At 66.6% G+C, this 26256-nt stretch carries 31 protein-coding genes; 15 read left to right on the top strand and 16 right to left on the bottom strand.

The features are described 5' to 3' along the window. Positions 1 to 3 precede the first annotated feature (3 nt). From trpA to LCL87_RS14510, 5 genes are all read right to left on the bottom strand, one after another. Entirely contained in the window at positions 4 to 807 is an 804-nt protein-coding gene (trpA, locus tag LCL87_RS14530; RefSeq protein ID WP_225020752.1) for a tryptophan synthase subunit alpha, read from the bottom strand. After that, complete coding sequence (gene trpB, locus LCL87_RS14525; protein WP_225020750.1) at positions 804 to 2114, bottom strand: tryptophan synthase subunit beta; 1311 nt, start codon at positions 2112 to 2114, stop codon at positions 804 to 806. Before trpB ends, trpA begins: the two co-directional genes overlap by 4 nt. 61 nt (positions 2115 to 2175) lie before the next feature. Then, positions 2176 to 2985, bottom strand: coding sequence for an indole-3-glycerol phosphate synthase TrpC (gene trpC / locus LCL87_RS14520; RefSeq protein ID WP_225020748.1), 810 nt, complete (start codon positions 2983 to 2985; stop codon positions 2176 to 2178). Positions 2986 to 3062: 77 nt separating this feature from the next. Next, complete coding sequence (locus tag LCL87_RS14515) at positions 3063 to 3800, bottom strand: TIGR02234 family membrane protein (protein WP_225020746.1); 738 nt, start codon at positions 3798 to 3800, stop codon at positions 3063 to 3065. Then, complete coding sequence (locus tag LCL87_RS14510) at positions 3793 to 5394, bottom strand: anthranilate synthase component I (protein ID WP_225020744.1); 1602 nt, start codon at positions 5392 to 5394, stop codon at positions 3793 to 3795. The genes LCL87_RS14515 and LCL87_RS14510 overlap by 8 nt, the downstream gene beginning before the upstream one ends. Positions 5395 to 5452: 58 nt before the next feature. On the opposite strand from LCL87_RS14510, the gene LCL87_RS14505 reads away from it, so the two are divergent. After that, entirely contained in the window at positions 5453 to 5911 is a 459-nt protein-coding gene (locus LCL87_RS14505; RefSeq protein WP_225020743.1) for a peroxiredoxin, read from the top strand. Between the two features lie 7 nt (positions 5912 to 5918). Here the strand turns inward: LCL87_RS14505 and LCL87_RS14500 are convergent, their stop codons facing one another. Then, positions 5919 to 6686 carry a DODA-type extradiol aromatic ring-opening family dioxygenase gene (locus LCL87_RS14500; RefSeq protein WP_225020875.1) on the bottom strand — a complete coding sequence of 256 codons (768 nt, stop codon included), beginning with the start codon at positions 6684 to 6686 and terminating at the stop codon, positions 5919 to 5921. 152 nt (positions 6687 to 6838) lie between these two features. On the opposite strand from LCL87_RS14500, the gene LCL87_RS14495 reads away from it, so the two are divergent. The 3 genes from LCL87_RS14495 (at position 6839) to LCL87_RS14485 (ending at position 8967) form a co-directional block, all read left to right on the top strand. Next, entirely contained in the window at positions 6839 to 7333 is a 495-nt protein-coding gene (locus tag LCL87_RS14495) for a MarR family transcriptional regulator (RefSeq protein WP_225020741.1), read from the top strand. A 23-nt stretch (positions 7334 to 7356) separates the two neighbouring features. Further along, positions 7357 to 8142, top strand: coding sequence for a helix-turn-helix transcriptional regulator (locus LCL87_RS14490; RefSeq protein WP_225020739.1), 786 nt, complete (start codon positions 7357 to 7359; stop codon positions 8140 to 8142). A 75-nt stretch (positions 8143 to 8217) separates the two neighbouring features. Further along, positions 8218 to 8967 carry a transglutaminase-like domain-containing protein gene (locus LCL87_RS14485; protein WP_225020737.1) on the top strand — a complete coding sequence of 250 codons (750 nt, stop codon included), beginning with the start codon at positions 8218 to 8220 and terminating at the stop codon, positions 8965 to 8967. Here the strand turns inward: LCL87_RS14485 and LCL87_RS14480 are convergent. Then, positions 8915 to 9094, bottom strand: a complete 180-nt coding sequence (locus LCL87_RS14480) for a tautomerase family protein (protein WP_225020735.1) — start codon at positions 9092 to 9094, stop codon at positions 8915 to 8917. The two genes, LCL87_RS14485 and LCL87_RS14480, sit on opposite strands and share 53 nt — an antisense overlap. 129 nt (positions 9095 to 9223) lie before the next feature. Between LCL87_RS14480 and LCL87_RS14475 the strand changes: the two genes are divergently transcribed. From LCL87_RS14475 to LCL87_RS14455, 5 genes are all read left to right on the top strand, one after another. Next, entirely contained in the window at positions 9224 to 9481 is a 258-nt protein-coding gene (locus tag LCL87_RS14475) for a hypothetical protein (protein ID WP_225020734.1), read from the top strand. A gap of 1118 nt (positions 9482 to 10599) precedes the next feature. Continuing rightward, the gene (locus tag LCL87_RS14470) at positions 10600 to 10938 is read left to right on the top strand and encodes an ATP-binding protein (RefSeq protein WP_225020733.1); all 339 of its coding nucleotides are present in this window, start codon (positions 10600 to 10602) and stop codon (positions 10936 to 10938) included. Beyond that, positions 10935 to 11714: a SigB/SigF/SigG family RNA polymerase sigma factor gene (locus tag LCL87_RS14465; protein ID WP_225020731.1), complete on the top strand. Its 780-nt coding sequence runs from the start codon at positions 10935 to 10937 to the stop codon at positions 11712 to 11714. Before LCL87_RS14470 ends, LCL87_RS14465 begins: the two co-directional genes overlap by 4 nt. A gap of 259 nt (positions 11715 to 11973) precedes the next feature. Continuing rightward, on the top strand, positions 11974 to 12402 hold the full coding sequence (locus LCL87_RS14460) for an STAS domain-containing protein (protein WP_225020729.1): 429 nt from the start codon (positions 11974 to 11976) through the stop codon (positions 12400 to 12402). 27 nt (positions 12403 to 12429) lie between these two features. After that, positions 12430 to 13164 carry a GAF and ANTAR domain-containing protein gene (locus tag LCL87_RS14455; RefSeq protein ID WP_225020728.1) on the top strand — a complete coding sequence of 245 codons (735 nt, stop codon included), beginning with the start codon at positions 12430 to 12432 and terminating at the stop codon, positions 13162 to 13164. Between the two features lie 225 nt (positions 13165 to 13389). On the opposite strand, the gene LCL87_RS14450 is transcribed toward LCL87_RS14455, so the two are convergent. Further along, complete coding sequence (locus LCL87_RS14450; protein WP_225020726.1) at positions 13390 to 13572, bottom strand: hypothetical protein; 183 nt, start codon at positions 13570 to 13572, stop codon at positions 13390 to 13392. 395 nt (positions 13573 to 13967) lie between these two features. Between LCL87_RS14450 and LCL87_RS14445 the strand changes: the two genes are divergently transcribed. Next, complete coding sequence (locus LCL87_RS14445) at positions 13968 to 14252, top strand: hypothetical protein (protein ID WP_225020724.1); 285 nt, start codon at positions 13968 to 13970, stop codon at positions 14250 to 14252. 69 nt (positions 14253 to 14321) lie between these two features. Then, positions 14322 to 14567, top strand: coding sequence for a microaggregate-binding protein 1 (gene mbp1 / locus LCL87_RS14440; protein ID WP_225020722.1), 246 nt, complete (start codon positions 14322 to 14324; stop codon positions 14565 to 14567). A 234-nt stretch (positions 14568 to 14801) separates the two neighbouring features. Here the strand turns inward: mbp1 and LCL87_RS14435 are convergent, their stop codons facing one another. The 7 genes from LCL87_RS14435 to LCL87_RS14405 all read right to left on the bottom strand — a co-directional run bounded on the left by LCL87_RS14435 (position 14802) and on the right by LCL87_RS14405 (position 22087). Next, positions 14802 to 15767: a TIGR03557 family F420-dependent LLM class oxidoreductase gene (locus LCL87_RS14435; protein ID WP_225020720.1), complete on the bottom strand. Its 966-nt coding sequence runs from the start codon at positions 15765 to 15767 to the stop codon at positions 14802 to 14804. Positions 15768 to 15984: 217 nt separating this feature from the next. Then, positions 15985 to 17487 (bottom strand): UDP-N-acetylmuramoyl-L-alanyl-D-glutamate--2,6-diaminopimelate ligase, encoded by a 1503-nt coding sequence (locus LCL87_RS14430; RefSeq protein WP_225020719.1) that lies wholly within the window; start codon positions 17485 to 17487, stop codon positions 15985 to 15987. 75 nt (positions 17488 to 17562) lie between these two features. Next, complete coding sequence (locus LCL87_RS14425) at positions 17563 to 18435, bottom strand: LLM class F420-dependent oxidoreductase (RefSeq protein WP_225020717.1); 873 nt, start codon at positions 18433 to 18435, stop codon at positions 17563 to 17565. Then, the gene (locus tag LCL87_RS14420; protein WP_225020715.1) at positions 18432 to 18962 is read right to left on the bottom strand and encodes a nuclear transport factor 2 family protein; all 531 of its coding nucleotides are present in this window, start codon (positions 18960 to 18962) and stop codon (positions 18432 to 18434) included. Before LCL87_RS14420 ends, LCL87_RS14425 begins: the two co-directional genes overlap by 4 nt. Before the next feature lie 173 nt (positions 18963 to 19135). After that, positions 19136 to 20332, bottom strand: a complete 1197-nt coding sequence (locus LCL87_RS14415) for a serine hydrolase domain-containing protein (protein ID WP_225020713.1) — start codon at positions 20330 to 20332, stop codon at positions 19136 to 19138. Positions 20333 to 20495: 163 nt separating this feature from the next. Next, positions 20496 to 21212, bottom strand: a complete 717-nt coding sequence (locus LCL87_RS14410; protein WP_225020711.1) for an SDR family oxidoreductase — start codon at positions 21210 to 21212, stop codon at positions 20496 to 20498. Beyond that, positions 21209 to 22087: an alpha/beta hydrolase gene (locus LCL87_RS14405; RefSeq protein WP_225020710.1), complete on the bottom strand. Its 879-nt coding sequence runs from the start codon at positions 22085 to 22087 to the stop codon at positions 21209 to 21211. The genes LCL87_RS14410 and LCL87_RS14405 overlap by 4 nt, the downstream gene beginning before the upstream one ends. A gap of 91 nt (positions 22088 to 22178) precedes the next feature. On the opposite strand from LCL87_RS14405, the gene LCL87_RS14400 reads away from it, so the two are divergent. Continuing rightward, positions 22179 to 22676 carry a CGNR zinc finger domain-containing protein gene (locus LCL87_RS14400; RefSeq protein WP_225020709.1) on the top strand — a complete coding sequence of 166 codons (498 nt, stop codon included), beginning with the start codon at positions 22179 to 22181 and terminating at the stop codon, positions 22674 to 22676. An 85-nt stretch (positions 22677 to 22761) separates the two neighbouring features. Here LCL87_RS14400 and LCL87_RS14395 read toward each other — a convergent pair whose 3' ends face one another. Beyond that, positions 22762 to 23211 (bottom strand): winged helix-turn-helix transcriptional regulator, encoded by a 450-nt coding sequence (locus LCL87_RS14395; RefSeq protein WP_225020707.1) that lies wholly within the window; start codon positions 23209 to 23211, stop codon positions 22762 to 22764. 128 nt (positions 23212 to 23339) lie between these two features. Here LCL87_RS14395 and LCL87_RS14390 point away from each other — a divergent pair, with 128 nt between their 5' ends. From LCL87_RS14390 to LCL87_RS14380, 3 genes are all read left to right on the top strand, one after another. Continuing rightward, positions 23340 to 24212, top strand: a complete 873-nt coding sequence (locus LCL87_RS14390; protein ID WP_225020705.1) for an aldo/keto reductase family oxidoreductase — start codon at positions 23340 to 23342, stop codon at positions 24210 to 24212. Positions 24213 to 24292: 80 nt separating this feature from the next. Next, positions 24293 to 24895, top strand: a complete 603-nt coding sequence (locus LCL87_RS14385) for a TetR/AcrR family transcriptional regulator (protein ID WP_225020703.1) — start codon at positions 24293 to 24295, stop codon at positions 24893 to 24895. Positions 24896 to 24980: 85 nt separating this feature from the next. Continuing rightward, the gene (locus LCL87_RS14380; RefSeq protein WP_225020701.1) at positions 24981 to 26174 is read left to right on the top strand and encodes an MFS transporter; all 1194 of its coding nucleotides are present in this window, start codon (positions 24981 to 24983) and stop codon (positions 26172 to 26174) included. Positions 26175 to 26256 lie beyond the last annotated feature (82 nt).

The raw sequence follows: 26256 nt of genomic DNA, 5'->3' as shown, positions 1-26256 counted from the left end.
GAGTCACGACGCCACGTTAGCCGAGCGCACACCCTCCGCGAGTTCGGCCGTGAGCGCGCGCACCGCGTCCAGACCCTGTCCTGCCGCCGAGACGATCGCCGATCCGACGATGACGGCGTCCGCGTAGGACGCGATCTCCGCCGCCTGTGCTCCGGAACGGACACCCAGTCCGACACCGACGGGGATGTCCGAATGCGCGCGGATCCGGGCGGTCAGTTCGGGCGCCATCGACGACACCGAGTCACGGGCGCCGGTCACACCCATCGTCGACGCCGCGTAGATGAACCCGCTGCTGGCCTCCAACGTCATGGCGAGGCGCTCCTCGGTCGACGAGGGCGCGACCAGGAAGATGCGGTCGAGGTGATGCTCCTCGGACGCCACCATCCATTCGCCGGCCTCCTCCGGGATGAGGTTCGGCGTGATCAGACCCAGCCCGCCGGCGGACGCGAGGTCGCGGGAGAAGCGATCGACACCGTACTGCAGCACCGGGTTCCAGTACGTCATGACGACGGCCTTGCCCCCGACCGACGCGATCTGCTCGACGACGGTGAACACGTCACGGACCCGGACGCCGTTACGCAGCGCCGTCTCGGCTGCCGTCTGGATGGTAGGACCGTCCATCACCGGATCGGAGTACGCGATGCCGACCTCGATGATGTCGCAGCCCGCATCGACCATCGTCTTGAAGACGTCGATCGACGTGGGGACATCCGGGTAGCCGGCGGGCAGGTACCCGACGAGCGCGGCGCGGTTCTCGTCGCGGCACTTGGCGAACGTCGGCGCCAGGCGCGAATCTCGTTGGCTCACTTGGCCGTACCTTCCTCGGTCGAATCAGCAGCAGCGGAGTCGTCGAACAACCCGAACCACTTCGCTGCGGTGTCCATGTCCTTGTCGCCACGGCCGGAGAGGCTGACGACGATGATCGCGCCCTCCCCCAGCTCACGGCCGAGCTTGAGCGCTCCGGCGACGGCGTGTGCCGACTCGATCGCCGGGATGATGCCCTCGGCGCGCGACAGCAGCAGCAGTGCGTCCATCGCCTCCGTGTCGGTGATCGGCTCGTACGACGCGCGGCCGGTGTCCTTGAGGTACGCGTGCTCGGGACCGACACCCGGGTAGTCGAGGCCCGCGGAGATCGAGTGGGACTCGATGGTCTGGCCGTCCTCGTCCTGCAGCAGGTACGAGTACGCACCCTGGAATGCGCCCGGGGTGCCACCGGCGAACGTCGCTGCATGCCGACCGGTCTCGACGCCGTCACCGGCGGCCTCGTAGCCGACCAGCTTGACCGAGGGGTCCTCGATGAATGCGTGGAAGATGCCGATGGCGTTCGACCCACCGCCGACACATGCGACGACCGCGTCGGGCAGGCGCCCGGTCGACGCCTGCACCTGCGCACGCGCCTCGAGTCCGACGACGCGCTGGAAGTCACGCACGATCATCGGGAACGGGTGCGGCCCGGCGGCGGTACCGAAGCAGTAGTAGGTGCGGTCCGCGTTGGTGACCCAGTCGCGCAGTGCTTCGTTGATCGCGTCCTTCAAAGTGGCCGAACCCGTTTCGACCGAAACGACCTCGGCGCCGAGCAGACGCATGCGGGCGACGTTGAGCGCCTGCCGGGCGGTGTCGACCGCGCCCATGTAGACGACGCACTCGAGCCCGAGCAGCGCACACGCGGTTGCCGTCGCGACGCCGTGCTGGCCCGCGCCGGTCTCCGCGATGATGCGCGTCTTGCCCATCCGCTTGGCGAGCAGGACCTGCCCCAGCACGTTGTTGATCTTGTGAGATCCGGTGTGGTTCAGGTCTTCCCGCTTGAGCAGGATGCGCGCACCACCGGCGTGCTCGCGCAATCGGGTGGCCTCGAAGATCGGCGACGGGCGACCGGTGTAGTCGCGCTGCAGCCGGTCCAGTTCGTCGAGGAACGAGTCGTCCGCGCGAGCCTTCTCGTACTCGGCGGTGACCTCCTCGATCACCGCCATCAGCGCCTCGGGCACGTGCCTGCCGCCGTAGGCCCCCCAGTGGCCACCGGGATCCGGCTCATGGCCGGACCGCTCCGTCAGACCGGCGCTGGCGGGAGGCAGATTGCCACCCTTGGACACGAGGGCCTCATTGCGTGAACTCACCCCTCCAGTCTGCCCCAACGTCATCGAGAACGAGCGGTCGGGTCCGCAGGGCAGCGTGGCGTCAGCGCGACGGCTTGGGGCACGACGGATGCGCACCCGCCGTCACGAGATCCGACACCGCCGCACGGGGATCACCGCTGGTGACCAAGCCCTCGCCGACCAGGACCGCGTCGGCGCCCGCGCCGGCGTAGGCCAACAGGTCCGCGGTGCCGCGGACACCGGACTCCGCGATCTTGACGAGGTCGGTGGGCAGACCGGGAGCGATGCGCCCGAACGTGTCCATGTCGACCTCGAGGGTCTTGAGATTGCGCGCGTTGATGCCGATGACACTGGCGCCGGCCTCGAGGGCGCGGTCGGCCTCTTCCTCGGTGTGGACCTCGACGAGCGCGGTCATACCGAGCGACTCGGTGCGGTCCAGCAGCGAGGCGAGCACGTGCTGCTCGAGCGCGGCCACGATCAGCAGGATGACGTCCGCGCCGTGCGCGCGCGCCTCGTGGATCTGGTACGGCCCGACGATGAAGTCCTTGCGCAGGATCGGAATGCTCACGGCCCGACGGACCGCGTCGAGATCGGCGAGCGAACCGTGGAAGCGCCGCTCCTCGGTGAGCACGCTGATCATCCGTGCGCCGCCGGCCTCGTACGCCGCTGCCAACACCGCGGGATCCGGGATGTCGGCGAGCGCGCCCTTCGACGGGCTCGCTCGCTTGACCTCGGCGATGACGCCGATGCCGGGAGCACGCAGTGCCGCGGCCGCATCGAGCGCCGGCGGGGCGGCGGCAGCAGCGGCCTTCACGGCAGCGAGGTCGAGAACGGCTTCACGGGCGGCGACGTCGGCGCGCACTCCGTCGAGAATCGAGTCGAGAACGGTCATCGTGGCCCGAGTCCTTTCCGGCATGTCAACCGATGTGAGGAAACTCATCGGCTCTTGACTCAGCCTAGAGGTCGCAGTTATTCGGACTCCGGGCGGGTACCCGACGGCCCGGTGTCCTTGGTCACATCCCGTGCCGGAGGGCTTGACTCACCTGCAGCGGAGTGGCGCTCCCCCTGGTCGACGGTGGGATCCTCGCCGGCGTCGAGTGCGTCCCAGAGCATGCGCTGGGTCGGCGGCTCGTTCTCCGCGTCGGAAGAGCCTCGCTTGGCGGTGGCCTCCCGGCGCGCGGCCGGGCTGTCGTACTTCGACGAGAGTCCTCCCGTCGCAGTCGGTTTCCGGATAAGCACGAACGCGGCGGCCAGAGCAACCACGGAGCCGAGCAACACGAGCAGTGCCGGCGCCGTCGCCACCTCGGTCGCGGTGACCTGCGTCGCGACACGTTCGAAACCTGCGATGTCGGAGGCCTTCTCGTCGGAAGCTCCGTTCGCCAGCAACCCGATCGCCGGGATCGCAGCCACCACCGCGACGACGGCGACCAGCAGTCCGACCACTCGCAACAGCCAGCCGCGCACCGCGAAGGCGGCTGCGATCGCGGCGAGCAGTGCGAGAGCCAGGGGTGTCGTGGCAGCAGCCCACGTGCCGCCGTCGAGTTCGGTGATGCGTTCCTCACCGAGGCCGTCCGCGGACGTCACGGTCACCCACGTCATCCGGGACGACGCCCACAGGCACAGCGACGCGACGGCCAGCAGCAGCGCCGCTACGCCGGTCGCACGCTTGCCGCGCGAAGCGGTATCCGCGGTCTTGTTCTCACTCAACGCTGTTCACCTCCGAAGCGGCCCCGTACGGCCGCAGAGTCTGCGCGGCGGCGACGGCGCTGAGCGCCGACATCGCCTTGTTCCGCGCCTCCGTGTCCTCGTAGACCGGGTCCGAGTCGGCGACCACGCCGGCGCCCGCCTGCACGTACGCGGTCCCGTCCTTGATCAACGCCGTGCGGATCGCGATCGCGGTGTCCGCGTCGCCCGCGAAGTCGAGGTAGCCGACGATGCCGCCGTAGATGCCGCGTCGTGTCGGTTCGAGTTCATCGATCAGTTCCATCGCGCGGACCTTCGGTGCACCGGACAGCGTCCCGGCCGGGAAGCACGCGGTGACGGCGTCGAGCGCGTGCTTGCCCTCGGCCAGTCGTCCCGTCACCGTCGACACCAGGTGCATCACGTGGCTGTACCGCTCGATGTGCCGGTAGTCGTGCACCTTGACCGTTCCCGGTTCGCACACCCGTCCCAGATCGTTGCGCCCGAGGTCCACGAGCATCAGGTGCTCCGAGTTCTCCTTCTTGTCGGCGAGGAGATCCTTCTCGAGCAGGATGTCGTCCTCCTCGGTCGCGCCACGCCACCGGGTGCCCGCGATCGGGTGCGTCGTGGCGACGCCCTCCTTGACCGTGACGAGCGCCTCCGGGCTGGAGCCGACGATCGAGAACGCCGTGTCCCCCTCCGGGCCCGGGACCTGCAGCAGGTACATGTAAGGGCTCGGGTTGGACGCGCGCAGCATGCGGTAGACATCGACCGGCTCTGCCGTGCAATCCATCTCGAAGCGCTGTGAGAGCACCACCTGGAATGCTTCCCCGGCCTCGATCTCGCCGATCAGCCGGCGCACGTCCGCACCGAAGCTCTCGGTGGTCCGCTGCCGGCGGTACACGGGCTCCGGACGCGCAAAGGTCGACACGGTAGACGGGGCGGGCGCCGCCAGTGCATCGGTCATCCGGTCCAACCGCGCGAGTGCGTCGTCGTACGCCTCGTCGACCCGCTCGTCGGAACCGTCCCAGTTGACCGCGTTGGCGATGAGAGTGATCGCGCCCTCGTGGTGGTCGACCGCCGCGAGGTCCGTGGCGAGCAGCATCACCATCTCGGGGATCTGCAGGTCGTCCACGGCGTGACTGGGAAGCCGCTCGAGCCGGCGGACGGCGTCGTAGCCGAGAAATCCGACCATGCCGCCGGTCAGCGGCGGCAGGTCCGGCAGGCGCTCGCTGCGCAGCAGTTCGAGGGTGCGACCGAGCGCGACCAGAGGATCGCCTCCCGACGGCGCACCCGCCGGGGCGTTGCCGAACCACGCAGCCTCGCCGTCGCGGACGGTGAGGGCGGCGGCGCTGCCCGCCCCGATGAACGACCACCGCGACCAGGACCGCCCGTTCTCCGCCGATTCCAGCAGGAACGTGCCGGGACGGCTGCCCGCCAGCTTGGTGTAGGCGGACAGCGGGGTCTCGGCGTCCGCCAGCACCTTTCGGATGACGGGGACCACACGATGCTCGGCCGCCAGCGCCCGGAACTGCTCGCGGGTGGTGGTCGAATCGTGCCGTGGCCCCTCGCCGGAAACGGCAGAGGTAGCTGCTGGGATGGTGGTGGACTCGCCGCGCATGCACCCATCATCCCAGGAACACCGATCACGGCCGCGGTCGCGGGTAGCCTCGGCGCCCATGAAGCCCGGTGAGCGCGCACCCGAATTCGATCTCCCCGACCAGGACGGCACCCGCCGGACGCTGACGTCGCTGCTCACGGACGGACCGCTCGTGCTCTTCTTCTACCCCGCGGCGTCCACCCCGGTGTGCACGGCGGAGGCGTGCCATTTCCGGGATCTGGCGCGCGAGTTCGCCGCGGCCGGGGCGACCATCGCGGGTATCAGCCGCGACGGCGTCGAGAAGCAGTCGAGCTTCGCCCGCGCGCAGTCGTTCGACTACCCGCTGCTGGCCGACGTCGACGGCACCGTCGCCGAGCGGTTCGGCGTCAAGCGCGGACTGCTCGGCCGGATCACACCGGTCAAGCGGAGCACGTTCGTCATCGACACCGACCGGACAGTGCTCGAGGTGATCTCGAGCGAACTGCGCGCCAACCTGCACGCGGATCGCGCGCTCGAATTCGTCCGCAGCCGCGGCTGATCCGGCGTCAGGCCACCTGGATCGAACGTTTGGCCAGCCCCATCCAGAAGCCGTCGATCACCTGATCGGCGATCTGCTCCGGGTTGTTCGACGCACCGAGCGTGACGAACAGCGGCGCGAAGTGCTCGATCGTCGGGTGCGCGTAGGGCATGCCGGGGGCCTGCGCGCGGAAGTCGATCAGCGCATCGACGTCGCCGGCCGCCAGCCGCTCCGCCGTCCAGGCGTCGAACTCCGCCGACCACCCCGGCGCGACGGCGTCGGGCGACGGATCGCGCAGGAACGGCAGTCCGTGCGTCGTGAAGCCCGATCCGATGATCAGCACGCCCTGCTCACGCAGTGGTCGCAGGCGTCGCCCGAGGTCGAGCAGTCGCTCGGGATCGAGGGTCGGCATCGACATCTGCAGTACCGGGATGTCGGCGTCGGGATACATGACGGTGAGTGGCACGTACGCGCCGTGATCGAGACCGCGGTTCGGCTGGTGGTACACCGGTTCGCTGTCGGGCATGAGGGCGGCGACCTGTCGGGCCAGGTCGGGCGCGCCCGGCGACCGGTACGTCACCTCGTAGAACCGCCGTGGGAAGCCCCCGAAGTCGTACACCAGCGGCGTCCCGGTCTCGGTGGCGCCGATCGTGAGCGGCGCCGACTCCCAGTGCGCGGACACGACGAGGATCGCCGTCGGGCGCGGCAGGTCAGCGGACCACCGGGACAACTCGGCGACCCACTGCGCGCTGTCCACCAGCGGGGGTGCGCCGTGACTGAGGAAAATGGCGGGCATGTCGCTCACGTGAACTCCTTTGTTGAAGCTTCAAGTTAACATGGGGGTCAACCGCCGCGACCGGACGTCTGTTCCCCGCTCCGTAACCGGTCACGCGGGTTTGGCACGCTGGTACCCGAACACCGACTTTCAGCGATCGGAGAGAAGACCCGATGGGCGCGCAAAAGAGCACCGACACCCCCTGGCTCACCGGAGCACAGCAGGAGGCCTGGCGGACGCTCGTCTCCCTGGTGACCCGGCTGCCCGCGGCACTCGACACCCAGCTGCAGCGCGACTCCGAACTGACCCATTTCGAGTACTTCGTGCTCGCGGTGCTGTCGGAGGCACCCGACCGACGCCTGCGTCTGTCCGAACTCGCGTGTCAGGCGAACGCGTCGCTGTCGCGCCTGTCGCACGTCGTCACGCGACTGGAGAAGCGCGGCTGGGCGCGGCGCGAAACTGTCGCAGGCACGCGCGGCGCCTTCGCGGTCCTCACCGACGACGGGTACGACAAGGTGGTCGAGGCCGCGCCCGGGCATGTGGCCACCGTTCAGGCCCTGGTTTTCGAGGGCCTCGACGACAACCAGGTGGCGCAGCTGTCGACGCTGGGCAAGGCACTGGTCGACCAACTCGACAAGGGCATCGCCGCCGGTACCGGCAAGGCATAGACCGGTCCCCGACCGTGACTGCCATGTCGACTTCGACGAGATCCGAGGGCTCGCCCTGGGACGGCAGACTGACGTTGACGCCCGGTGCGGTTCTGTACCGCGGCGTCGGGGGCGACTCGGGCCTCCACGCGCACCACGCCGTGCAGGTGATGGTCTCCGTGGACGAGCCGTTCGTCCTCGAGTTCGCGGACGGCCACCTTCACACGACGGCTGCGGTGATCCCGAGCGGGCTGCCGCACCGGCTGCATTGCGCCTCGCGCCGCCTGCTGCTGGTGCTCGTCGAGCCGTTCGGCCCCCGTGGCCGTGGGCTCGGCCTCGCCGGGGAACGCGCCCGCGGCCGGGAGTTCGAGGCCACGATGGCACGCATCGCGATCGATCGTGCCGACGACTCGGACGCCGTGCGCATCATCGACCACCTGGTTCGCACCATCGCCCCGGACGGCCCGCCGCGGCCCACCCGACTGTCGGAACCGGTGCTCGCGGCACTGCGGCAACTGGAGAGGACGCCCGGGTCGCGGCCCACGCTCGGGCACGCCGCCGCCGCGGCCCACATCTCCCCCTCGCGCCTGACCCACCTGTTCAGCCGCGAAGTGGGTATCCCCTTCCGCCGCTACGCACTGTGGATCCGTCTGCGAACGGTGGCCGAGCGAGTAGCTTTGGGCGACAACCTGACTCAGGCCGCGGTAGCGGCCGGATTCAGTGACTCGTCGCACCTGAGCCGGGTGTTCAAGAACAATTTCGGGCTGAGTCCGTCTTCTCTGCTGGGGATGACGGTCCGCCGCGACGCGTGGCCGGAGAGCACTTCCTGATCCGGCTCGGGCCCGCGACGAAGGTCAGCCGCAACGTTCAAGCCTCTCGGCGCCCGGCGCGCATACGTTCGATCCATGGACGTTCATCTGCAGCCCACCCCGATTCTGGACTACGACGATGCCTCCGTGCAGGCGCTCGTCACCGAGCGCGGATGGAGGCATCTGCCCTACGGAACGCGCATCGGCGCTGTCTACGACTTCGTCCGGGACGAGATCACCTTCGGGTACAACACGGACGACGCACTGGCGGCCTCCCGTGTGCTCGCAGACGGGTACGGCCAGTGCAACACCAAGACGACCCTCCTGATGGCACTGCTGAGGGCTGTGGGCGTGCCCTGCCGATTTCACGGGGCCACCATCGACAAACGCCTTCAGAAGGGCGTCGTGGACGGAATCGCTTATCGACTCGCACCTCGGAACATCGTCCACAGTTGGGCGGAGGTGCGGTTCGACGACCGTTGGGTCGATCTGGAGGGTGTCATCCTCGATGCCGATTATCTGACCGGGCTCCGCAACACGGTGGCGCCGGAAGGCCCCTTCCTCGGATACGGCGCAGGCACCGAGGACATCGGCGATCCGCTGGTGGCGTGGACCGGCACGGATACAGCGATCCAGAAGACCGGCGTGAACGGCGATTTCGGCACGTACGACGATCCGGATACCTTCTACGCACACCACGGAACCAACCTCACTGGATTACGGAACTTCTTGTTCCAGCGAGTGATCCGGCACGCGATGAATCGGAAGGTCGCCGCGATCCGCGGCTGCGGGGTCAGCCCAGAGGTTCGCCGCCGACACCCCAGTTCTCGCGCGGAACCTCGGTGATGGTCACCCACACCGACGACGCGTTCTTCCCGGTCGCCTCGGCGTAGGCCTTGGTGACCGCGGCGATGGTCTCGCGCTTCTGTTCTGTGGACAGTCCGGGAGTCTGGCTGATCTGAATCAACGGCATGCCGTCATTGTCGCTGTAGTACGTGGGACGTGGATCCCCGGGGCAGGGCCGTTGGGACTCCCGCCCGGATCCCTGCGGTGAGATGCTGGACAGGTAATTCCGCGAGGAACCGGCTCGAAGGAAACGATCATGAGCCACAGGACCGACCACTCCAGGCGCGCAGCCCTCCCCCGGATCGCGATGGCCGTCGTCGCGGCGGCGGCACTGGGATCCGGATGTGCCGACGATTTCGAACGCTCGATCAGCCCTCGGCTGCTCGAGACCACCACACCGATGATCGACCCCGGTGACCCGGAACCCACGACCCCGCCTCCGACCACGGAACGTGGGCCGTTCGATCAGGGTCCCATCAAGCACTCGATCACCGCCGTGACACCCACAGGTTGATCAGCTGAAACCCTCGTGTCCGGCCGGGTGATGTTTGCGCGGACCGCTGTGGGAAGTCTCCTTCCGAACCCCCCCCGGTGAAGGGACGGCACCCACCCGGGGCACCCTCGCTGCCTGGGGTCGCGCGGACGGCCGGCAACAGTTCGTGGAGTCGCGGCGCGGGAGATGCGAGCGTCGCCGAGCTGGCCGCGGTCCTCCGGAATCGGGAGTGCATCCGGCGGCTGGCACTACTGGCGGAGCGTCCGTCCCATCCGGGCGACGACTCGACTGCACCGAGAATCGGGTGAGCGGCCGGCGTCGATCCCGGTTTCGCCCGCGACATTCGCGTGTTGCGTACACCGCGAATGGGTACCCGCACCCGCAGGGACGGAGAACCGGCCGTCGGCTCAGACGGTGACGGACATCGAGGAGACAGTCATGACGAAGCGACCCGGTGAACATCTGGACGAGGAACCACAATCCGAGCGAGGAGCCCCGGGTTCACGCGATGCCGGTGCCCACGAGCCGGGCGCAGGCGTGAACCGACCCGAGGGCGCCTTCGAGGACGAGTCCACAATCTCGTCGGGCGAACCGGGTTGGCAGAGGCCTCCGGATGCCGGGGGGCACGGATCGTCCTCCGACGAGGCCTCCGTGCCCCCGTACGACGATCGGCAGAGGAAGGCGAAGTCCGGCGAGCACATGCGTGCACGCGCCGGTGATCCCGACGGCAGCGGTGAGGCACAGCGGAGCAGCGTGCAACACGAACAGCCGTCCGAGTCCGACGAAGGTGTCGGACCGGCGCATCAGCCGGGCGCAGGACGAGGTGAGAAGCATCCACCGGAAGCCACACAGCGCGAGAAGTAGCGGCCTGGGGTGAAGGCACGGCCAGGACCCGGGGCAACAGATTCGTCGGGCCGGCCGGGCGCACTTCTCGACGCCCGTGATCTGGGGGTTTGGAAACGACGCTCCACGGGAATCCTCCAATCGACGCCGCCGACGGGATCCTCCTGTCAGGCCCACTTTCGAAGCGAGGAGTCATGAGCGAAGCGTGCATCTCCACGAGCCGAAGCGAGGGTTCCACGCCTGTCGTCGAGCTGCGTACTCCGGCCGACGCCTGCCTACTGGCACCGATTCGGGGGGTGTCCGCGTCGCTGGCCGAACAGTGCGACATGACACTGGACCAGCTCGCCGATCTGCGACTCGCCGTCGATGAAGCCTGCAGCACGCTGTTCCGAATCGCACTTCCAGGCAGCGACATCGTGTGCACGTTTCGTGTGAGTGCCGATTCGTTCCGCTTCGCCGGCTGCGTCCCCACCACCGGTCCGGAAGTGGACGGACGATACGAGCAGACGTTCGGCTGGCATGTTCTTCGTACACTCACCGACGAACTGGCCATCCATCGTCACCACGGCAACGGAGACGGCCGATCCTCCACCATCACAATCTCGTTCGCCATGGGGTGCGGGGAGACCATGTGACGCCCCGGACAGACGATCGACCGGACGAGTACAGCGACCTCAACCCCCTGTTCACGTCCCTGGAATCTCTGCGCGAGTCCGACCCCGCGCGCGCCGAATTGCGGAGGTCGATCATCACGCGCTGCCTTCCGCTCGCCGAGCACATCGCCCGACGCTTCGACCGTCGCGGCGAGCCGTTCGAGGACCTGGTGCAGGTCGCGAGTATCGGCCTCGTCAACGCTGTGGACCGCTACGACGTCAATCGTGGCTCGGACTTTCTCGCCTTCGCAGTGCCCACGATCATGGGCGAGGTCCGGCGTCACTTTCGGGACACCGGCTGGGCCGTGAGGGTGCCTCGTCGCCTGAAAGAGCTTCATCTCGACCTGGTCAAGACGTCGTCGAGGTTGTCCCAGCGACTCGGGAGATCCCCGACGGCGCGAGAGATGGCAGCAGAACTCGGGATCGGAGTCGAAGAGGTCGCCCAGGGTCTGCAGGCCGCCAACGGTTACCGCGCCCTCTCGGTCGACGCGAATGTGGGTGGCAGTCCTGAACAAGGATCGACACTCGGCGATCTACTGGGAGACATGGATGCGGATCTCGCGGGGGTCGAGGATCACGAAACGTTGAGAGTCGTGCTGCGGGGGTTGCCGGACCGGGAGCGCACTGTGCTGTTGCTCCGGTTCTTCGGAAATCAGACGCAATCGCAGATCGCAGCCCACGTGGGTGTCTCCCAGATGCACGTCTCCAGGATCCTCTCCGACACGCTCGCCAGCCTGCGCGCGAAGATGGAGCGGTAGAGCCGTCGTCGCCCTGCTGGACAAACGTCCGGAGCGGCCGTCCCGTGACCATCGAAGCCCAGGTCGGCGCCAGTGGCCTGTACACGAGGACGAGTCGGTGTTAGAAACAAAAGAGGTTGAGCACACAGCCTGTCCACATAGACGGGCGACCCTTCGGCCGTCATGGATCGGGCGTCTCGACCGAAGCCTCGGGCGGGGCGCCATCCAACTCGTTTGAAGCGGATGGAGGCACGCCGTGCCTGATCTTCCCAATTCAGCAATGACCATGCTTCGCGCGTCCACCTACCGGTTCGACGGCGGCGAAGGCGCCACCGAACGCGCTCCGACGGCCCTGGTCGTGGAGCTGCTCGTCGACTTGGACCTCAACACGGTGGAAGGTTTCCGCCGATCGTTCCGGACCCTGCTCGACGGGGTGAGTGGTGACGAACTGGCGAACGGCCGCCTGATTGTGCTCGATCTGTCCCGCGTCGATTTCATCAGCGTCGACGGCGCTTCCGCACTGGTCGACGCAAAGGATCAGGCGGTGGGATACGGACTCGAATTGAGACTCGTCACTCCGACGCGGGGCGTCGAGCATGCTCTCGCAGCGACGGGTGCACGCCGGATGTTCCAGCGTCACGACACCGTCGGATCGGCCCTGGAGTACGAACGGAGCCCTTCCGATGTACTGACCGACCCCGCCTACTGACCGAGCGCCGGCTGATCGGACATCCCGATGAACGACGACACCCTCGACGCACTGAGCAAGCGTTTCGACGAGATCACCGAGGCACTTCAGGATCTGTCCGGCGTTCTCGACGAGTACGAGGACCTGGCAACGGTTCTGCAGACCGTCGTCGAGGGCGCCGTCCGGATCGTCCCCGGCGCCGAGATGGCAGGCGTGACACTGCTGTCCGACGAATCGGCAGAAACAGTTGCCGCGACGCACCCCTGCGTCCGGCACATGGACGCCGCCCAGTACACGAACGACAGCGGGCCTTGCCTCACGGCCGCGCGAGAGGGACGTAGCATCGTCGCCGACGGCGATCAGGTGCGCTCCACATGGCCGGATCTCGAAGAATCTGCTGCCGAGCTCGGGATCAAGAGCTTCATCGCGCTGCCGCTTGTGCTCTCGGACCGTGTCCAAGGCTCATTCAACCTCTACAGCAGCGATCCTCGGGGTTTCCAGTCGCTCGACGAGGCACTGGTCGAAGTGTTCACCACCGCCGCCGTCACAGCTCTACAGCAGGCGGAGCGGCATCGACGTGCGCTGAACTCCATCCGAAATCTCCAGGCGGCCCTCACTTCTCGCGCCGACATCGATCAGGCCATCGGAATCGTCATGGCACTGCACGGCATCTCGGCCTCCGACGCCTTCGACCTGCTGGTGCGTAGATCCCAGGAAGCGAACGTCAAACTCAAAGTCGTGGCCAAGCAGCTTCTGGACAAAGTCGTGCCCCAGAACGGATGACGGCCGCATCCGACGGTCAAATGAGGAACGATGCCAGGACGACTGCGAGCATGATCGCCAATCCCACTGTCGCACACATAATTCCGGACGAACCGAGCAATAGGGGCGGAATGGCGGAAATCGCTCCGGAACCACACGCGAGCGTCGCCGAGAAGCGGCGACGCGACTGGCCCGACGTCGAGTCGCGGAGCTGCATTCGACCGGCGCCGTGGTCGGTATCGAGCATCATGCGCCTGCACCCGCCAGCCACGAGTTCACCGTGCACGTCTCCCGCGGGGAAAGGATGACGGCGCTACCGGGCAGCTCGTCGGCATCGCCGACCATGGAGATCAAATGTTCGGCGGCGGACCCGACACCGAGGTGGTGGCGCATGGCGACGTCGACAAATGGTTGGTGTTCGCGGTTCATCTCGAGACAACTCCGATACATCGGAAGATGGGTGATCTCGCTGTCGACGCGTTCCCGTGTGAATGAGAACGGATTACGAAGCCGACGCGAGCGGCGCTTCCAGCATCGGCTGTTTGTTCAACCGCGCCCCACGATAGCGACACACTCCGCCGAGTCGCAAGGGCTCATGGTCGACGAACATCGTGACCTTCTGGACGCCGACACGGTTGCCGCAGTGACGGGTGCCGCAGGCCCGCGGCGCCTCGTCGCGTGGACAGGTCTGTCGAACCGGAGGTGCTCGGCCGGAACGGTGCCGTGCAGGAACACCGGAGGCGGACGACAATCTAGGACACACGCAAGGACCGCACGGGTCCATTCCCGTGCGGAGCCTCCGATTCGAAACCGGGGAGGTTCGAATGAACAGCAAAGACCCTCGCGACCTGGCGCACACGACCCGGGAACATCCCGGCGAAGCCATCGAGGACACGCGTAACTGGCCTGGGTATGCCCTGATCGGTGTCGCAATCGTCACGCTGGGCCTCACGCTCGTCGCCGCGGGCTACGGCTTCGCCGGCTGGGCGTGGATCGCGGGCATCGTCTGTGGCTGCGCTCTAGTGGTGGGGACCGTTCTGGTGTTGGCCGAGCATCGACGAATCAAGCGGCTGGACAACGTCTCGCTCACCGATCAACTGGGCCACTGAGCGACGTTTGTCTCCAAATTCGATCGGGTACTCGTCGACCGGACCGTATCGGTGGAAGGAGACCGCATCATGTCGGACAAGGACAAGTCGGGGCCTGCAGAGGCTGTCAAAGGAACCGTCGAGGGCGTGAAGGGCAAAGTCAAGGAAGCCGCGGGCGCAGTCACGGGTCAGGACGACCTCGTTCGGGAGGGAAAAGCGCAGCAAGACAAGGCGGCCTCACAGCGCGAAGCCGCCGAGAAGGAAGCCGAGGCCGAGAAGGCGCGCGGAAAAGCGGCCGCCGACGAGGCACGCCAGCGCACGGAGCAGGACTCGTAGCGCAACACGCATGGACCGCGGAGGCAGCCTTGCGTGGAACGGGCTTGCGTGGAACGGGTGCGCCGATTCGTCCACCCGCAAGGCAACGTCTCCCAGGTTCCGGCGTCCATCCCGCTGCTGGCGTCAAGCCTTACGGCCGCAAGGATATTGCTGCGCGGCGACCTCTCGATTCCCTCCGGAGCGCAAGACTTCGTGCACCTCTCCGGATCTCGCCGCCTCGGGAATCGCAGATTCTCAGACCGCTGTGAACGCCTTCAGCGCGGGAGCGAGCTCTTCGCTGTAGAAGTCGAAGAATCCGTCGACGTCAGGTCCGGCGTTGACGAGGGCGAGGTGATCGAAGCCGGCGTCGGCGTATGCGCGGATCCTGTCGAGATGACGTTCCGGATCGGGTCCGTACCCGAAGCTCTCGGCTATGTCGGACTCTCGGACGACGGAGGCGGCAGCCTCGAAGTTGACCGGGTTCGGCAACTCGGCCTGAACTTTCCATCCTGCAGCCGCGAAGCGGAACAGCCTGTGGGCGGATTGAAGAGCGGCTTCCTCCGTCGAGGCCCAGGACAACGAGACCTCGGCGTACCGCGAACCCGACCCGCCCGCCTCCTCGTAACTGGCGACCAGATCCGGGTCGGCTTCCGTTGCGAACAGCCCGTCGCCCAGTTCGGCGGCGATCTTGGCTGCAGGCCCTCCCGAGCCTGCCACGATGATGGGCGGGAGCTGCTCCGGTAGGTCGAAGACTCGAGCGTCCTCGAGCTCGAGATGTCGACCGTTGTAGCTGTGATAGCCACCGCTCCACAACAATCGGATGATCTCGATCGACTCTCGCAACATCTGCGAGCGGGTCGCTGCCGCCGGCCAACCCCGCGCGACGACGTGCTCGTTCAGGTTTTCACCACTTCCCAGTCCCAGCGCGAATCTGCCGTCGGAGAGTAGTGCGGTCGTTGCCGCCGCCTGGGCCACGATCGCCGGGTGGTAGCGAACGAAGGGACACGTCACTCCGGTGGCTAATCCGAGGGTGGACGTCTTCGCGGCAATCGATCCGAGGATCGACCACGCGAAACCGGAATGGTTCTGATCGTGCAACCACGGGTGGAAGTGATCGCTGATCTCGACGAAGTCGAAGCCCGCTTCCTCCGCCCGGACCGCCTGCCGAACCAACTCGATCGGCGAGTACGCCTCCGCGAAAAGCTTGTATCCGATCCTCACAGCTCCTCCGTCCCTCCCGTACGCACGACCCGGCGTGCTGTCGGAATACCCACGGCCAGGAAACCGAAACCGCCGGAAGACTGGCGGATGCCCCCTGTGCCGATTGCCGCGCCAGCCGGGCATCCCCGCTCGGTGCCGGGAGAGCGTCTCGAGCGGGCTGTGCCGACGAAGACGACAGCTGACCGCGTGGGAGGACTCTCGCCGATGACGACGTCGACTAGTAGGCCCGCGTCAGCAGCACCCGGCGCAGTGCGTCGCGATCGTCGAAAGCGATGGTCACGCCGTTGCCGATGAGCGTCGGATCGTGCCCGCGTCCCGCTACCAGGACGGTGTCCCCGGCGCCGGCGAGTTCCACGGCGGCGACGATCGCCTCGGCACGATCCGGGATCACGATCACCTCCGCCGACCCGGCCCGGCGGGCTCCCTCGGCGACGTCGTCGCGGAGACCTGCAGCGTCGTCGGAGAACGCGCTCTCGTCGGTGACGATGACAACCTCCGCGTACTGCGCTGCCGTGGAGCCGAGGGGAGCCCGTTTGGCCGGATCTCGTTCGCCAGTGGCCCCCAACACCACGACGATCTTGCCGGGGGTCACCGAGCGCAGGTACGGGAACAGCCGATGCTGGCCGGCGGTGTTGTGCACGAAGTCGACCAGGGCGAGGAAAGGCTGCCCGGCCTCGACACGCTCGAGCCGGCCGGGAACGGTGTCCAAGGACTCGATCCCCGCTGCGGCCGCACCGATGTCGATCCCTCCGGCGGACAGCGTGGCGAGGGCAGCGACGGCATTGTCGACCTGATGGCCGCCCAGGAGCCGTAGCCGAACCGGCACTCGCTCGCCGCGGTGATGGAAGATGAACGCGCTCCCCCACCGGTCCGCACGCACCGCGGACGCATACGCGTCGGCAAGGGGATCGTGCGTCGAGAACGTCAGGTGTGGAACCGTGACGCCGTGGGCGAGCCGACGGCCGTAGTCGTCGTCGATGCAGATCGCCGCCCGCTCGCAGACTTCCCGTTCGAACAGGCGCGCCTTCGCCGCGTAGTACGCCTCCATGCTCGGGTGGTAGTCGAGGTGATCACGGGCGAGGTTGGTGAACACTCCGACGTCGAAACGGGATCCGTCGATCCGGTGTTCGGCCAGCCCGTGACTCGAGACCTCCATCGCGACCGCGTCGACCCGCGCCCCGACGAACTCGACGAAGCTCTGCTGCAGCTCACACGCTTCCGGCGTGGTGCGCGTCGCCGGCCGGACCGTCGTGGGGCCGCGCACGGTGATCCCGGTGACGACGCCCGCCCGGAGGCCCACGGCCACGAGCGCGGCCTCCAGCATGTAGACGGTGCTGGTCTTACCGTTCGTCCCCGTGACGCCGTACAGGTCGAACGCAGTCGACGGGTTGCCGTACGCCCATGCCGCAAGCGGCCCGAGCGCCACGCGTGGATCGTCGACGAGGACAGTCGGCAATATGTCCGATGCCCGGTCGCTCAGCATCGCGACGGCGCCGCGCTCGGCCGCTTCCGAGGCGAACGCGGCACCGTGATTCCGCCGGCCGGACAGTGCCGCATACAGATCGCCCTGGCGAACGCGGCGAGAGTCCTGACAGATACCCGTGATCACCCGGCGATCGTCCGCTGCCCCTGCCACCACATGCCCAGCTTCACGCAGGTGGTCGACGACCTCCCGGAGCGAGCGAGGACAGACCGGCGACCACGAGCCCTCGAGGTCCATTCGACAAGTTGACCACCTCGGGACGGTCGCCGCCGGTGAACGCCACCCACCGGGCGATCCCCGTCCCGTCCACGGCTAGTCCAACTGGACGTCCAGACCCGCAACCTCCGCGAAGGCCTCCAGCTGCTCCAGATAATGTGCGAGCGACTCGTGCCGGACCGTCAGGTTGATCTGGGTGGCGCCCGCCTTCTCCGCAGTGGCGATCACCTCGGCCACCTGTCCTGGCTCGTTGACGGGATCCAGTCGGTGGCCCGGCGAGAAGACGACGTCGAAATCCTCCGGCAACTCGTGCCGATCGAGCATCTGCCGCATCAACTCGGGGCTGGGTCCGCGGAAGGCCTGCGGTGCCGGCGCCCAGCCGTCGGCGAGGGTGACCGCCCTGCGCAGGGCACGCTCGCTGTGCCCGCCGATCCACATCGGCAGCCGAGCCTGAGCGGCATGCGGGTCGACCACCATGTCCTGGAACGAGTAGTACGGCCCCTCGTAGGACACCATGCGCCCCGACAGCGCCGCCCGGAGCGCCCGCAGGGCGTCGTCGGCCCGCGGCCCGCGGTCCTCGAAGGGAGCGCCGAGCATGTCGAATTCCTCCTTGAGATTCCCCACTCCGAACGCGAGGATCAACCGCCCGCCACTGAGGTGGTCGAGCGTCCCGTACCGCTTGGCGATCTCCAACGGATGGTAGAAGGGCAACACCAGGACGTACGGCAGGAACCGGAGCCGACGTGTCTGCCCCGCCAGGAACGAGAAGGTCGCCAGTGGGTCGTAGAAGCGTTCGCCGCGTGGCAATCCCGGCGGCACGGCCACGTGGTCTCCGCACGTCATGAACTCGAATCCGAGCCGGTCGGCGGCCTGCGCCACCCTGACGAGTTCGACGGTGCCGGCCGACGCCTCCCACTCGGGACGCTTACCGGCCAGCGCCACGATCGGCGAACTGATTCCCACCTTCACGGCCGTGCCTCCGTTCCGTGCAGCTTCCGTTGCAGCCGGATCAGCGGATCGTCACCATCTCTACTGCCGGACGGTCCCGCACCCTCCTTGGGCATGAACCGGCCGGCGTCCGACCGGGTCCACTCGCGGACCGCCCACCGCTCGGCGATGGCCCATCGACCGTCCCGCCATTCCATGTGGTCGATGAACCGCACGCCGCTGGTGAAGTTCACCCGTGGATCGTCGGCGGGTTCTCCCCAGTGGACCGACGTCCCGTACGTTTCGCTGATCGCGGTGTCGCCGAACAGCTCGACCAGATGGTTGCCGACGATGTGCATCGTCCCCCCGCGCCGGGCACGCAATTTGGGCTCGACCCAGGCGATGTATTCGTCGAGGGTGCCCTCGAAACCGGTGTGATGGTCGACCCCGTCCGGGTGATAGGCCGACCGGACGAGGTCGAAGTCCAGTCGGTCGATGCCGCGGCAGTACCGCAGGACGACGTCGTGGATCTGTTGACGATCGGACCATTCGCTGCGTTGGACGTTCATACCGAGCGAACGTAGAGATTCCGTCGGCCCCGCGCGGCCCACATCCTGCTGGGCGAGAAAATCGTCTGAAATCCTCCGCTCACGTCGAAAGAGCATCCGCCCAAACCACTGCTGGTGACAGGCATCTTCTGCCGAAGCTACGAGGGGTAACTTGCCAGTCGAACAGGGGCCGCCTATTCGGCTTCCTTGATCCATCTCGTCGCATACATCGTGTTCGACCCGAAGAACTCGTGGACGACGTCATCGACTGCGTTCAAGCCGTTTTCGCTGTTGGTCATGATCACGATGCTGCGCCCGGTCTCGGGGTAGGCGATGAAGAAGGCCTTGTAGGGGCCGTTGTCGCCCCAGTGCCAGATCGCGTCCCCGAGTTCGTTGCTCTGCAGCCCGATACCGAGTCCCCACTTGATGTGGTCGATCGCGTCCTGGTCGCCGCCGCCATGATCGGCACTGCCGGCGGGCGTGAACATCATCTCCCGTGTCGCCGGTGCGAGGCCCTCGCCGTCGATCAGTGCGCCGCGAAGGAACTTGTTGTAGTCGCCCGCCGTGGTCCGCAGGGTGTACGCGACATTCGCGCGGGGAAAGTTGCGAACCGGCCGGGCCGTGCCGTCGGCGGTGTGGCCGACGGATGTGACGGCGTCGAAGGCTGGATTGGTGACGAGATCGCTTCCCACCATCCCGAAGCGTTCGAACACCCGCTCTCGAACCAACTGTTCGAACGATTCACCGGTCAGCGACTCGACGGTCTTCTGCAGGTAGTAGAAGCCCTCTCCGGAGTACGACCACTGGGTCCCGGGTTCGAACACGGTACCTACCGGCGTGGTTTCGAACTCCGGGCTGGACGGCCCGGTCGCCCAGTTCGGAAGGCCCGAGGTGTGCGTCAGCACCATCCGCCCGGTGATCCGCTGTGCCGCCGGGTCACCCGCGATCCGCGAATAGTCGAAGTACTCCGACAGCGGTGTGTCGAGATCGAGTACGCCCTCGTCCACCAACTGCAGCACGACGTAAGAGGCGACCACCTTCGTCAGCGACGCCGCTTCGAACACGGTCTCGGACGTCACCGGACTACCTGTGGCAGCACTCGCGACCCCGTAGTCGAATTCGCGCTCGGCCCCGCGGTCCGCGTAGACGACCTGGGCTCCGGGAATACCCTGCTCCGCCATGACGGCACCGAGTCGCTGCGCGACGGCCGCGTACGACAGGTCCTCGACGGAACCCCCGAGAGAGCCGAGCGAGCCGGTGGAGCCGAGCCAGCCGGGGGCCCCGATCGTCGCCGCCCGCGCCGGCGCATCAATGGACGTGGAGAGCGCGACGGCACCGGAAAAGGCCACAGCGAGAACGGGTACCAACACCCTGCGTTGGAAAGACTTCACATGACACCTCGAGACATCGATCAACGGACACACCGATGCTAGGGCGGGTCGGAGCCGAAATCGCTCCCGGTAACAACATCCTTACCGCGGTCAACCAGATTGAAACAAACGTCCGTTCAAATGCCACTCCTTCTGGATGCCAGCGGTTTTCGCGTGTCGAACCTCACGACGCGTCGGCTCCGGAATGCCCTGCGGTAGAGGTAATCTCCCGTCCGATTGCACTAGAGGGTTCCGCACCGGCACGCGACACCGCTACGTCGATGTGCGTGTCACCCTCGTTCAACTCGAGGATCTTCCTGCTGATGCGAGGTTCGTGCAGGATGCGGGCGAGCGTCGCGGCGACGTCGCCTCGACCGATCTGTCCGTGTGCTTCAGCAGGCCCGAGGGCGACGAGCCCCGTTTCGGCCTCGTCCGTCAACAGAGAGGGGCGCAGAATGACCCAGTCGAGGCCGCTGCGGGTGAGTGCGACCTCCGCCTCCTTCTTTACGGCGAAGTAGTACTCCTCGTCGGCGGGAAGCCGACGTTCTCTCCAGGCCTCCGGGAAGACGGACACGAGCGCGACCCGACGAACGCCGGCCAGATGCGCTCCTTCGATGGTCTTGGCGACACCGTCTCGGTCGACAGCTTCGGTGACGCCTCGTTCTCCACCGTTGGATCCTGCGGCGAAAACGATCACATCAGCGCCCGCGACGGCCGCCGCGAGGTCGTGCGGCGTCATCGCGCCCAGCTCGGCCACGCATGTCTCGATACCGGCAGCGGCGAACTCGGCCTGGTCGCGGGCCGACCGCGTGAAGCCCCTGACCGTGTCGCCTCGGCTCGCGAGACGATCGGTGAGTAGCCGACCGATTCTCCCGGTGATTCCGATGACGAAGATGTTCATCGGCGATCCCTCTCCGAAGTCTCGCTTCGCCATTCATCGATGACGCGGACGACGTCGTCGAGATTGGACTCGAGAAGGAAGTGGCCGCCGTCCATCAACTCGACGCGAGCATGGGGCACGTCCTTCAGGAAGGCCTCGGCACCTGCAGGACCGAAGATTTCGTCGTTCTTACCCCACACTGCGAGTACGGGGATCCGGGTGGTGCGCAGCCAGTCGTGGACCGCGGGGTACAGCTGTCGATTGGTGACGTAGTCGGCAAACAGATCCAGCTGGGCGCGGTCGGATCCCGGGCGACCGAGCAGCGCGACGTCGTGTTCCCAGGCGTCGGGGTCGACGGTCGTCTCGTCGGCGACCCCGTGCTTGTACTGCCATTCCACCGCCTCGCGCTCCAGCGCGGGCCGCAGGGCCTCTTCGTTCTCGACGGACCGGTCCGCGCCGTAAGCCCAGATCGGTTCCCAGAACGCCGGGACGAAACCCTCCTCGTACGCATTGCCGTTCTGTGAGATGACGGCCTCGACGGATTCGGGATCGGCCAGTGCCAGGCGCCAGGCGATCGGTGCGCCGTAGTCCTGCACGTACACGGTGTACTTCGCGATACCCATCTCCTCGAGGAAGGCGCGTGTCACCTTTGCGAGGGACTCGAAGGTGTAGTCGAAGTCGTCGGCGGAGGGGGCCGACGAGCGACCGAACCCGATGTGGTCGGGCGCGACGACGCGATAACGGTCCGCCAGGGCCGGAATGAGATGTCGAAACATGTGCGAACTGGTCGGGTACCCGTGCAGCAGAAGAAGAACGGGCGCATCCGGGGACCCCGACTCGCGGTAGAAGACCTCGTAGTCGCCGACGGCGACGGTGCGGTGGTGCACAGTAGTCATAGCTAACCCCTTAACTAGTTTTAACTGGTTAGCTCGACGGTAGCATGAGAAGAAGGCTGAAGCGATCGAGTGACCGAAGGAAGGGGTCCGGGTGGTTCAGGACGAGGATCTGCTGTTGGCATTGCTGAACAGCGCACCGATCGTCGACGGCAAGAAGGTCGACAACCTGCAAGGTTCGGCCGGCCGCGAGTTTGTCCAGCGGTTCGGCGGAACGGGCTCGAAGAGCGAGATCGCGCATCTCCAGCGGATGCGGAGTGCCCTGCACGAGATGATTCGGGACCGGGCCGACGCCTGCGCCGTCCTCGGGTCACTGATCCACGACGCGATCCTCACGCCCGAGGTCGCGCCCACCGGCATTCGGTGGGAGCTGCAGACTCCCCCGGCCGAGCGACTCGCGGTCCGCGCGGCCATGGCCTGGTCCGATGTCACAGAGAAGATGCCCGGCCGGCTTCGGCCCTGCGCCAACACCGAGTGCAACCTCTTCCTCATCGACCACAGTCGCCCCGGCACTGCCAAGTGGTGCTCCATGACCACTTGCGGGAACAGGATGAAAGTGCGCACACACGCGCACCGCCAACGGGAGGCCTAGCGCCCCGGGGGGCGCGATCGTGAACCAGCGCGCTGCGCGCGGCCCCTACCTGCCGCGCATCGGAAACTCCTCGTCGGTGGGCCGATCAGGCATCGACATCGTCGTGCAGGGCTCGGTGCGCAAGGACCTGCGGCATATGATCCTGCGCCCAGCTTCGAAGCCCTCGGGTCACCTGATGGAGCGATCGGCCGAGGTCCGTGAGTTCGTAGGAAACAGTGACCGGCACGGTCGGCGTCACGGTGCGCGTGATCAGGCCGTCACGCTCGAGCGCTCGCAACGTCTGCGTCAACATCTTCTGACTGACCCCGGCCAGCAGCCGCGCAATCTCGGAGTACCGCATCGCCTTCGCGGCATCTGCCGGGTCGGCTACCGCGCCCGCCGGATCGGACGTCTCGCCGCCGAGAGCACACAAGACCAGAACGACCCACTTGTCGGAGATCCGTTCGAGCAGTTGACGACTCGGACACTGCGCCAGGAACGCGTTGTACTGCGCCTTGTCGAGTGCCCGCTTCTGGGCCGCGCTCGTCGTTGCCACTTCGGTTTCGCTCTCCCTCGAGTAAGTTACGCACTTTCAGGTGCCTCCTTCCCCATGGGAAGGGACTCTTCGATGATGGTCGTGAGTGGCGGCACGCGCCACCCGGATCAAGGAGCAGGGCGAAAACGATGGAAGCACTAAGTAATTCACTTCCCGGCGGCACTTGGACTCTCGGCGACTCTTCCGTCACCAGGTTCGGCTACGGGGCCATGCAGCTCGCGGGCCCGGGAGCCATGGGGTCACCCGCCGACCGCGACGGCGCCCTGGCCGTTCTGCGCGAGGCCGTCGAGGCCGGCATCACCCACATCGACACCAGCGAAGCGTACGGTCCCCGGATCACCAACGAACTGATCGGCGCAGCTCTTCACCCCTACCCTGATTCGCTGTTCATCGCGACGAAGGTCGGCGCGAAGCGCGACGCACGAGGCGGCTGGCCCACCGCTCGCCGGCCCGAAGACCTCCGTACGCAGGTGCAGCAGAACATTCGGTCCCTCGGGGTCGAGGTTCTCGATCTCGTCAACATGCGGATGGGCGACGCGACCGGCCCGCAACCCGGCTCCCTCGCAGAAGCGTTCGGCACGCTCTCGGAACTGCAGGAAGAGGGTCTGATCAGACATCTCGGGGTCAGCAACGTCACCTCCGAGCAGGTCGCAGAGGCACAGGGCATCGCCCCGATCGTGTGCGTTCAGAACATGTACAACCTCACGCACCGCTACGACGACGCCCTCATCGACCAACTCGCCGAGCAGGGTGTCGCCTATGTTCCGTTCTTTCCACTGGGAGGCTTCACACCGCTGCAGTCCGAGAGGCTTTCGGCGGTAGCCGACGATCTCGAGGCAACGCCGATGTCGGTGGCCCTCGCATGGCTGCTGCAGCGCTCCCCGAACATCCTGCTCATTCCAGGCACATCCTCGACAGCGCACCTCCACCAGAACATCACCGGAGCCGCACTCTCGCTCCCCGAAGCGGCGGTGGCGGAACTCGACAGGATCGGTCACTGACACCCGACTGCGAGACGGAGGGGATGGAGTCGCTCCAGACTTTTGGACACGCGAGTACATAATTGTGTAGCTTGGTGGTCATGGGCAGACCGAGAGGATTCGACGAGGCTGCGGTTCTGGATGCTGCCGTCAAGCAGTTCCGGGTTCACGGGTTCGCGGACACCTCCACCGAGCAGCTGTGCGAGGCAGCCGGCGTGCGGCGGAGCAGCCTCTACAACACCTTCACCTCGAAGGACGAGCTGTTCGTCCGATCCCTGGAGCGCAGCGTTTCCGTCGCCAGGGAGGAGCAGGAAGCAATCCTGACAGATGGCGAACTGTCAGGAGTCGAACGCCTGACGGCCCTCTTCGCTCTCGTCCTGAACGAGGAAGTCGAAGCAAGGAACGACGGGCACGCCGCAGGGTGCATGATCGTGAGTTCTCGCATGGCGCCCGACCTCGGCGCCCGCGAGCCCCGCGTGACGGACATCCTCGACCGCTTCCTCGACGATCAACTCTCCCTCGTGGCCGACGCAGTGCGAGCTGGGCGGCTCGATGGCACCCTGCGATCAGAGGTCGCACCGAATGACGCTGCCCTGATGGTGGTGTCCGCAATCTCCGGAATACGCGTTCTCGCACAGGCGGGCACCAAGCCTGCCGAACTGCGCAAGGTTGCGGATCTGCACATCGACTCCTTGCGGGCATAAACGCTGGAACACAACGGCGTTGAGCCATCTCCGAGTTTTGTACTTTCAAATACATATTCTGCTGTCGATCACCGAAGGAATTCCCTTGAAGAAACACCTGTACCTGTTGATGCTGACCATGATCATCGTGGTCTCGAGTGAGCTACAAGTGCCCGCGATGATGTCCGAAATGGCCAAGGACCTCGAGGTGGACACGGGAAAGATCGGGCTGCTCGTCTCGATATTCGCGCTCGGCATGGCACTCGGCGGGCCGGTGATCGCCTACGCCCTGCGGCACCGCCCACCCAAGCAAGCGCTGCTCACCGTGGTCGCCGCGTACGCGATCCCCGAGATGCTCGTGCCAGTCGTGCATGAGTACTGGTGGGTGGTGCTGATGCGCATTCTGACTGGCTGCCTCGCAGGGGCAGCCGTAGGGCTGTCGATCGTCTACGCGACCAGACTTGCGCCGAGCACGGACAAGATCGGCGAAGCCGTCTCAATCGTCCTGAGCGGCATCATGGTCGGCACCGTGATAGGACTTCCCGTTTCCCACTTCATCGCCGGACGCTGGAACTGGCAGGCCACGTTCTATATTCTCGGCGCCGCGGCCCTGGCCGTGTTCGCGGTCAGTCTCCTCACGCTCGCTCCGAGGAGCGCAGCCAGTGCCGCCGACAGCGCTCAGGACTTGCGCAACCTTCGCCTCCCTCGGTTGTGGTCGCGCTACCTCGTGAGCTTCCTGACCATCGGATCCGCCTACGCGGCGTTCTCCTATTTCACTCCCCTCCTGGAAGAAAGCGCCGGGTTCAGCGCGGATGCGACGACGCTGATACTTCTCGCGTACGGACTCTGCGCTCTCGTCGGCAATCTGATCGTCGGGAAGCTCGCGGACAAGCACGCCGTCGGCGTTCTGCGATTCGGCCACGCCTTGCTCTTCGTCTCACTCGGCGTACTCGCACTCGCTGGACGGATCCAACCTCTGGTCCTCACCATGGTGCTTGTCGTCGGGCTCGCCGGGGTCACCATGAACCCGCCACTGGTGACCCGTGTCGTCGAGATCGGGGGCACGGGAAACCTTGTCAGCACCTTCCACACGTCGGTCATCACTTTGGGGATCACCGCCGGAACCGCGTTGAGCGCCTTTGCAATCAGCATTTTCGGAAACGATCCCGCAGTTGCGATGTGGACCGGCAGTACGTTCGCGCTTCTGGCTGCAGTCACGCTCGCCCTGCAGGGAAACCGCAAGCAGGCGCGGGACGAGGAAATTGCTCGGCCCGCCGACGTCAAGATCCGCATCAGCTGAATCGCAGGGCTTCGTCGGAGTCACCACATCCCGTACGCACCTGACAACGTCGAGAACGACCGCCTCGGCCTGATCGAACCAG

The organism is Prescottella equi (assembly GCF_020171745.1).
GTDB lineage: Bacteria > Actinomycetota > Actinomycetes > Mycobacteriales > Mycobacteriaceae > Prescottella > Prescottella equi_A.
The sequence above is the reverse complement of the archived record's forward strand: the minus strand, read 5'-3'. Positions and strand labels throughout refer to the sequence as shown.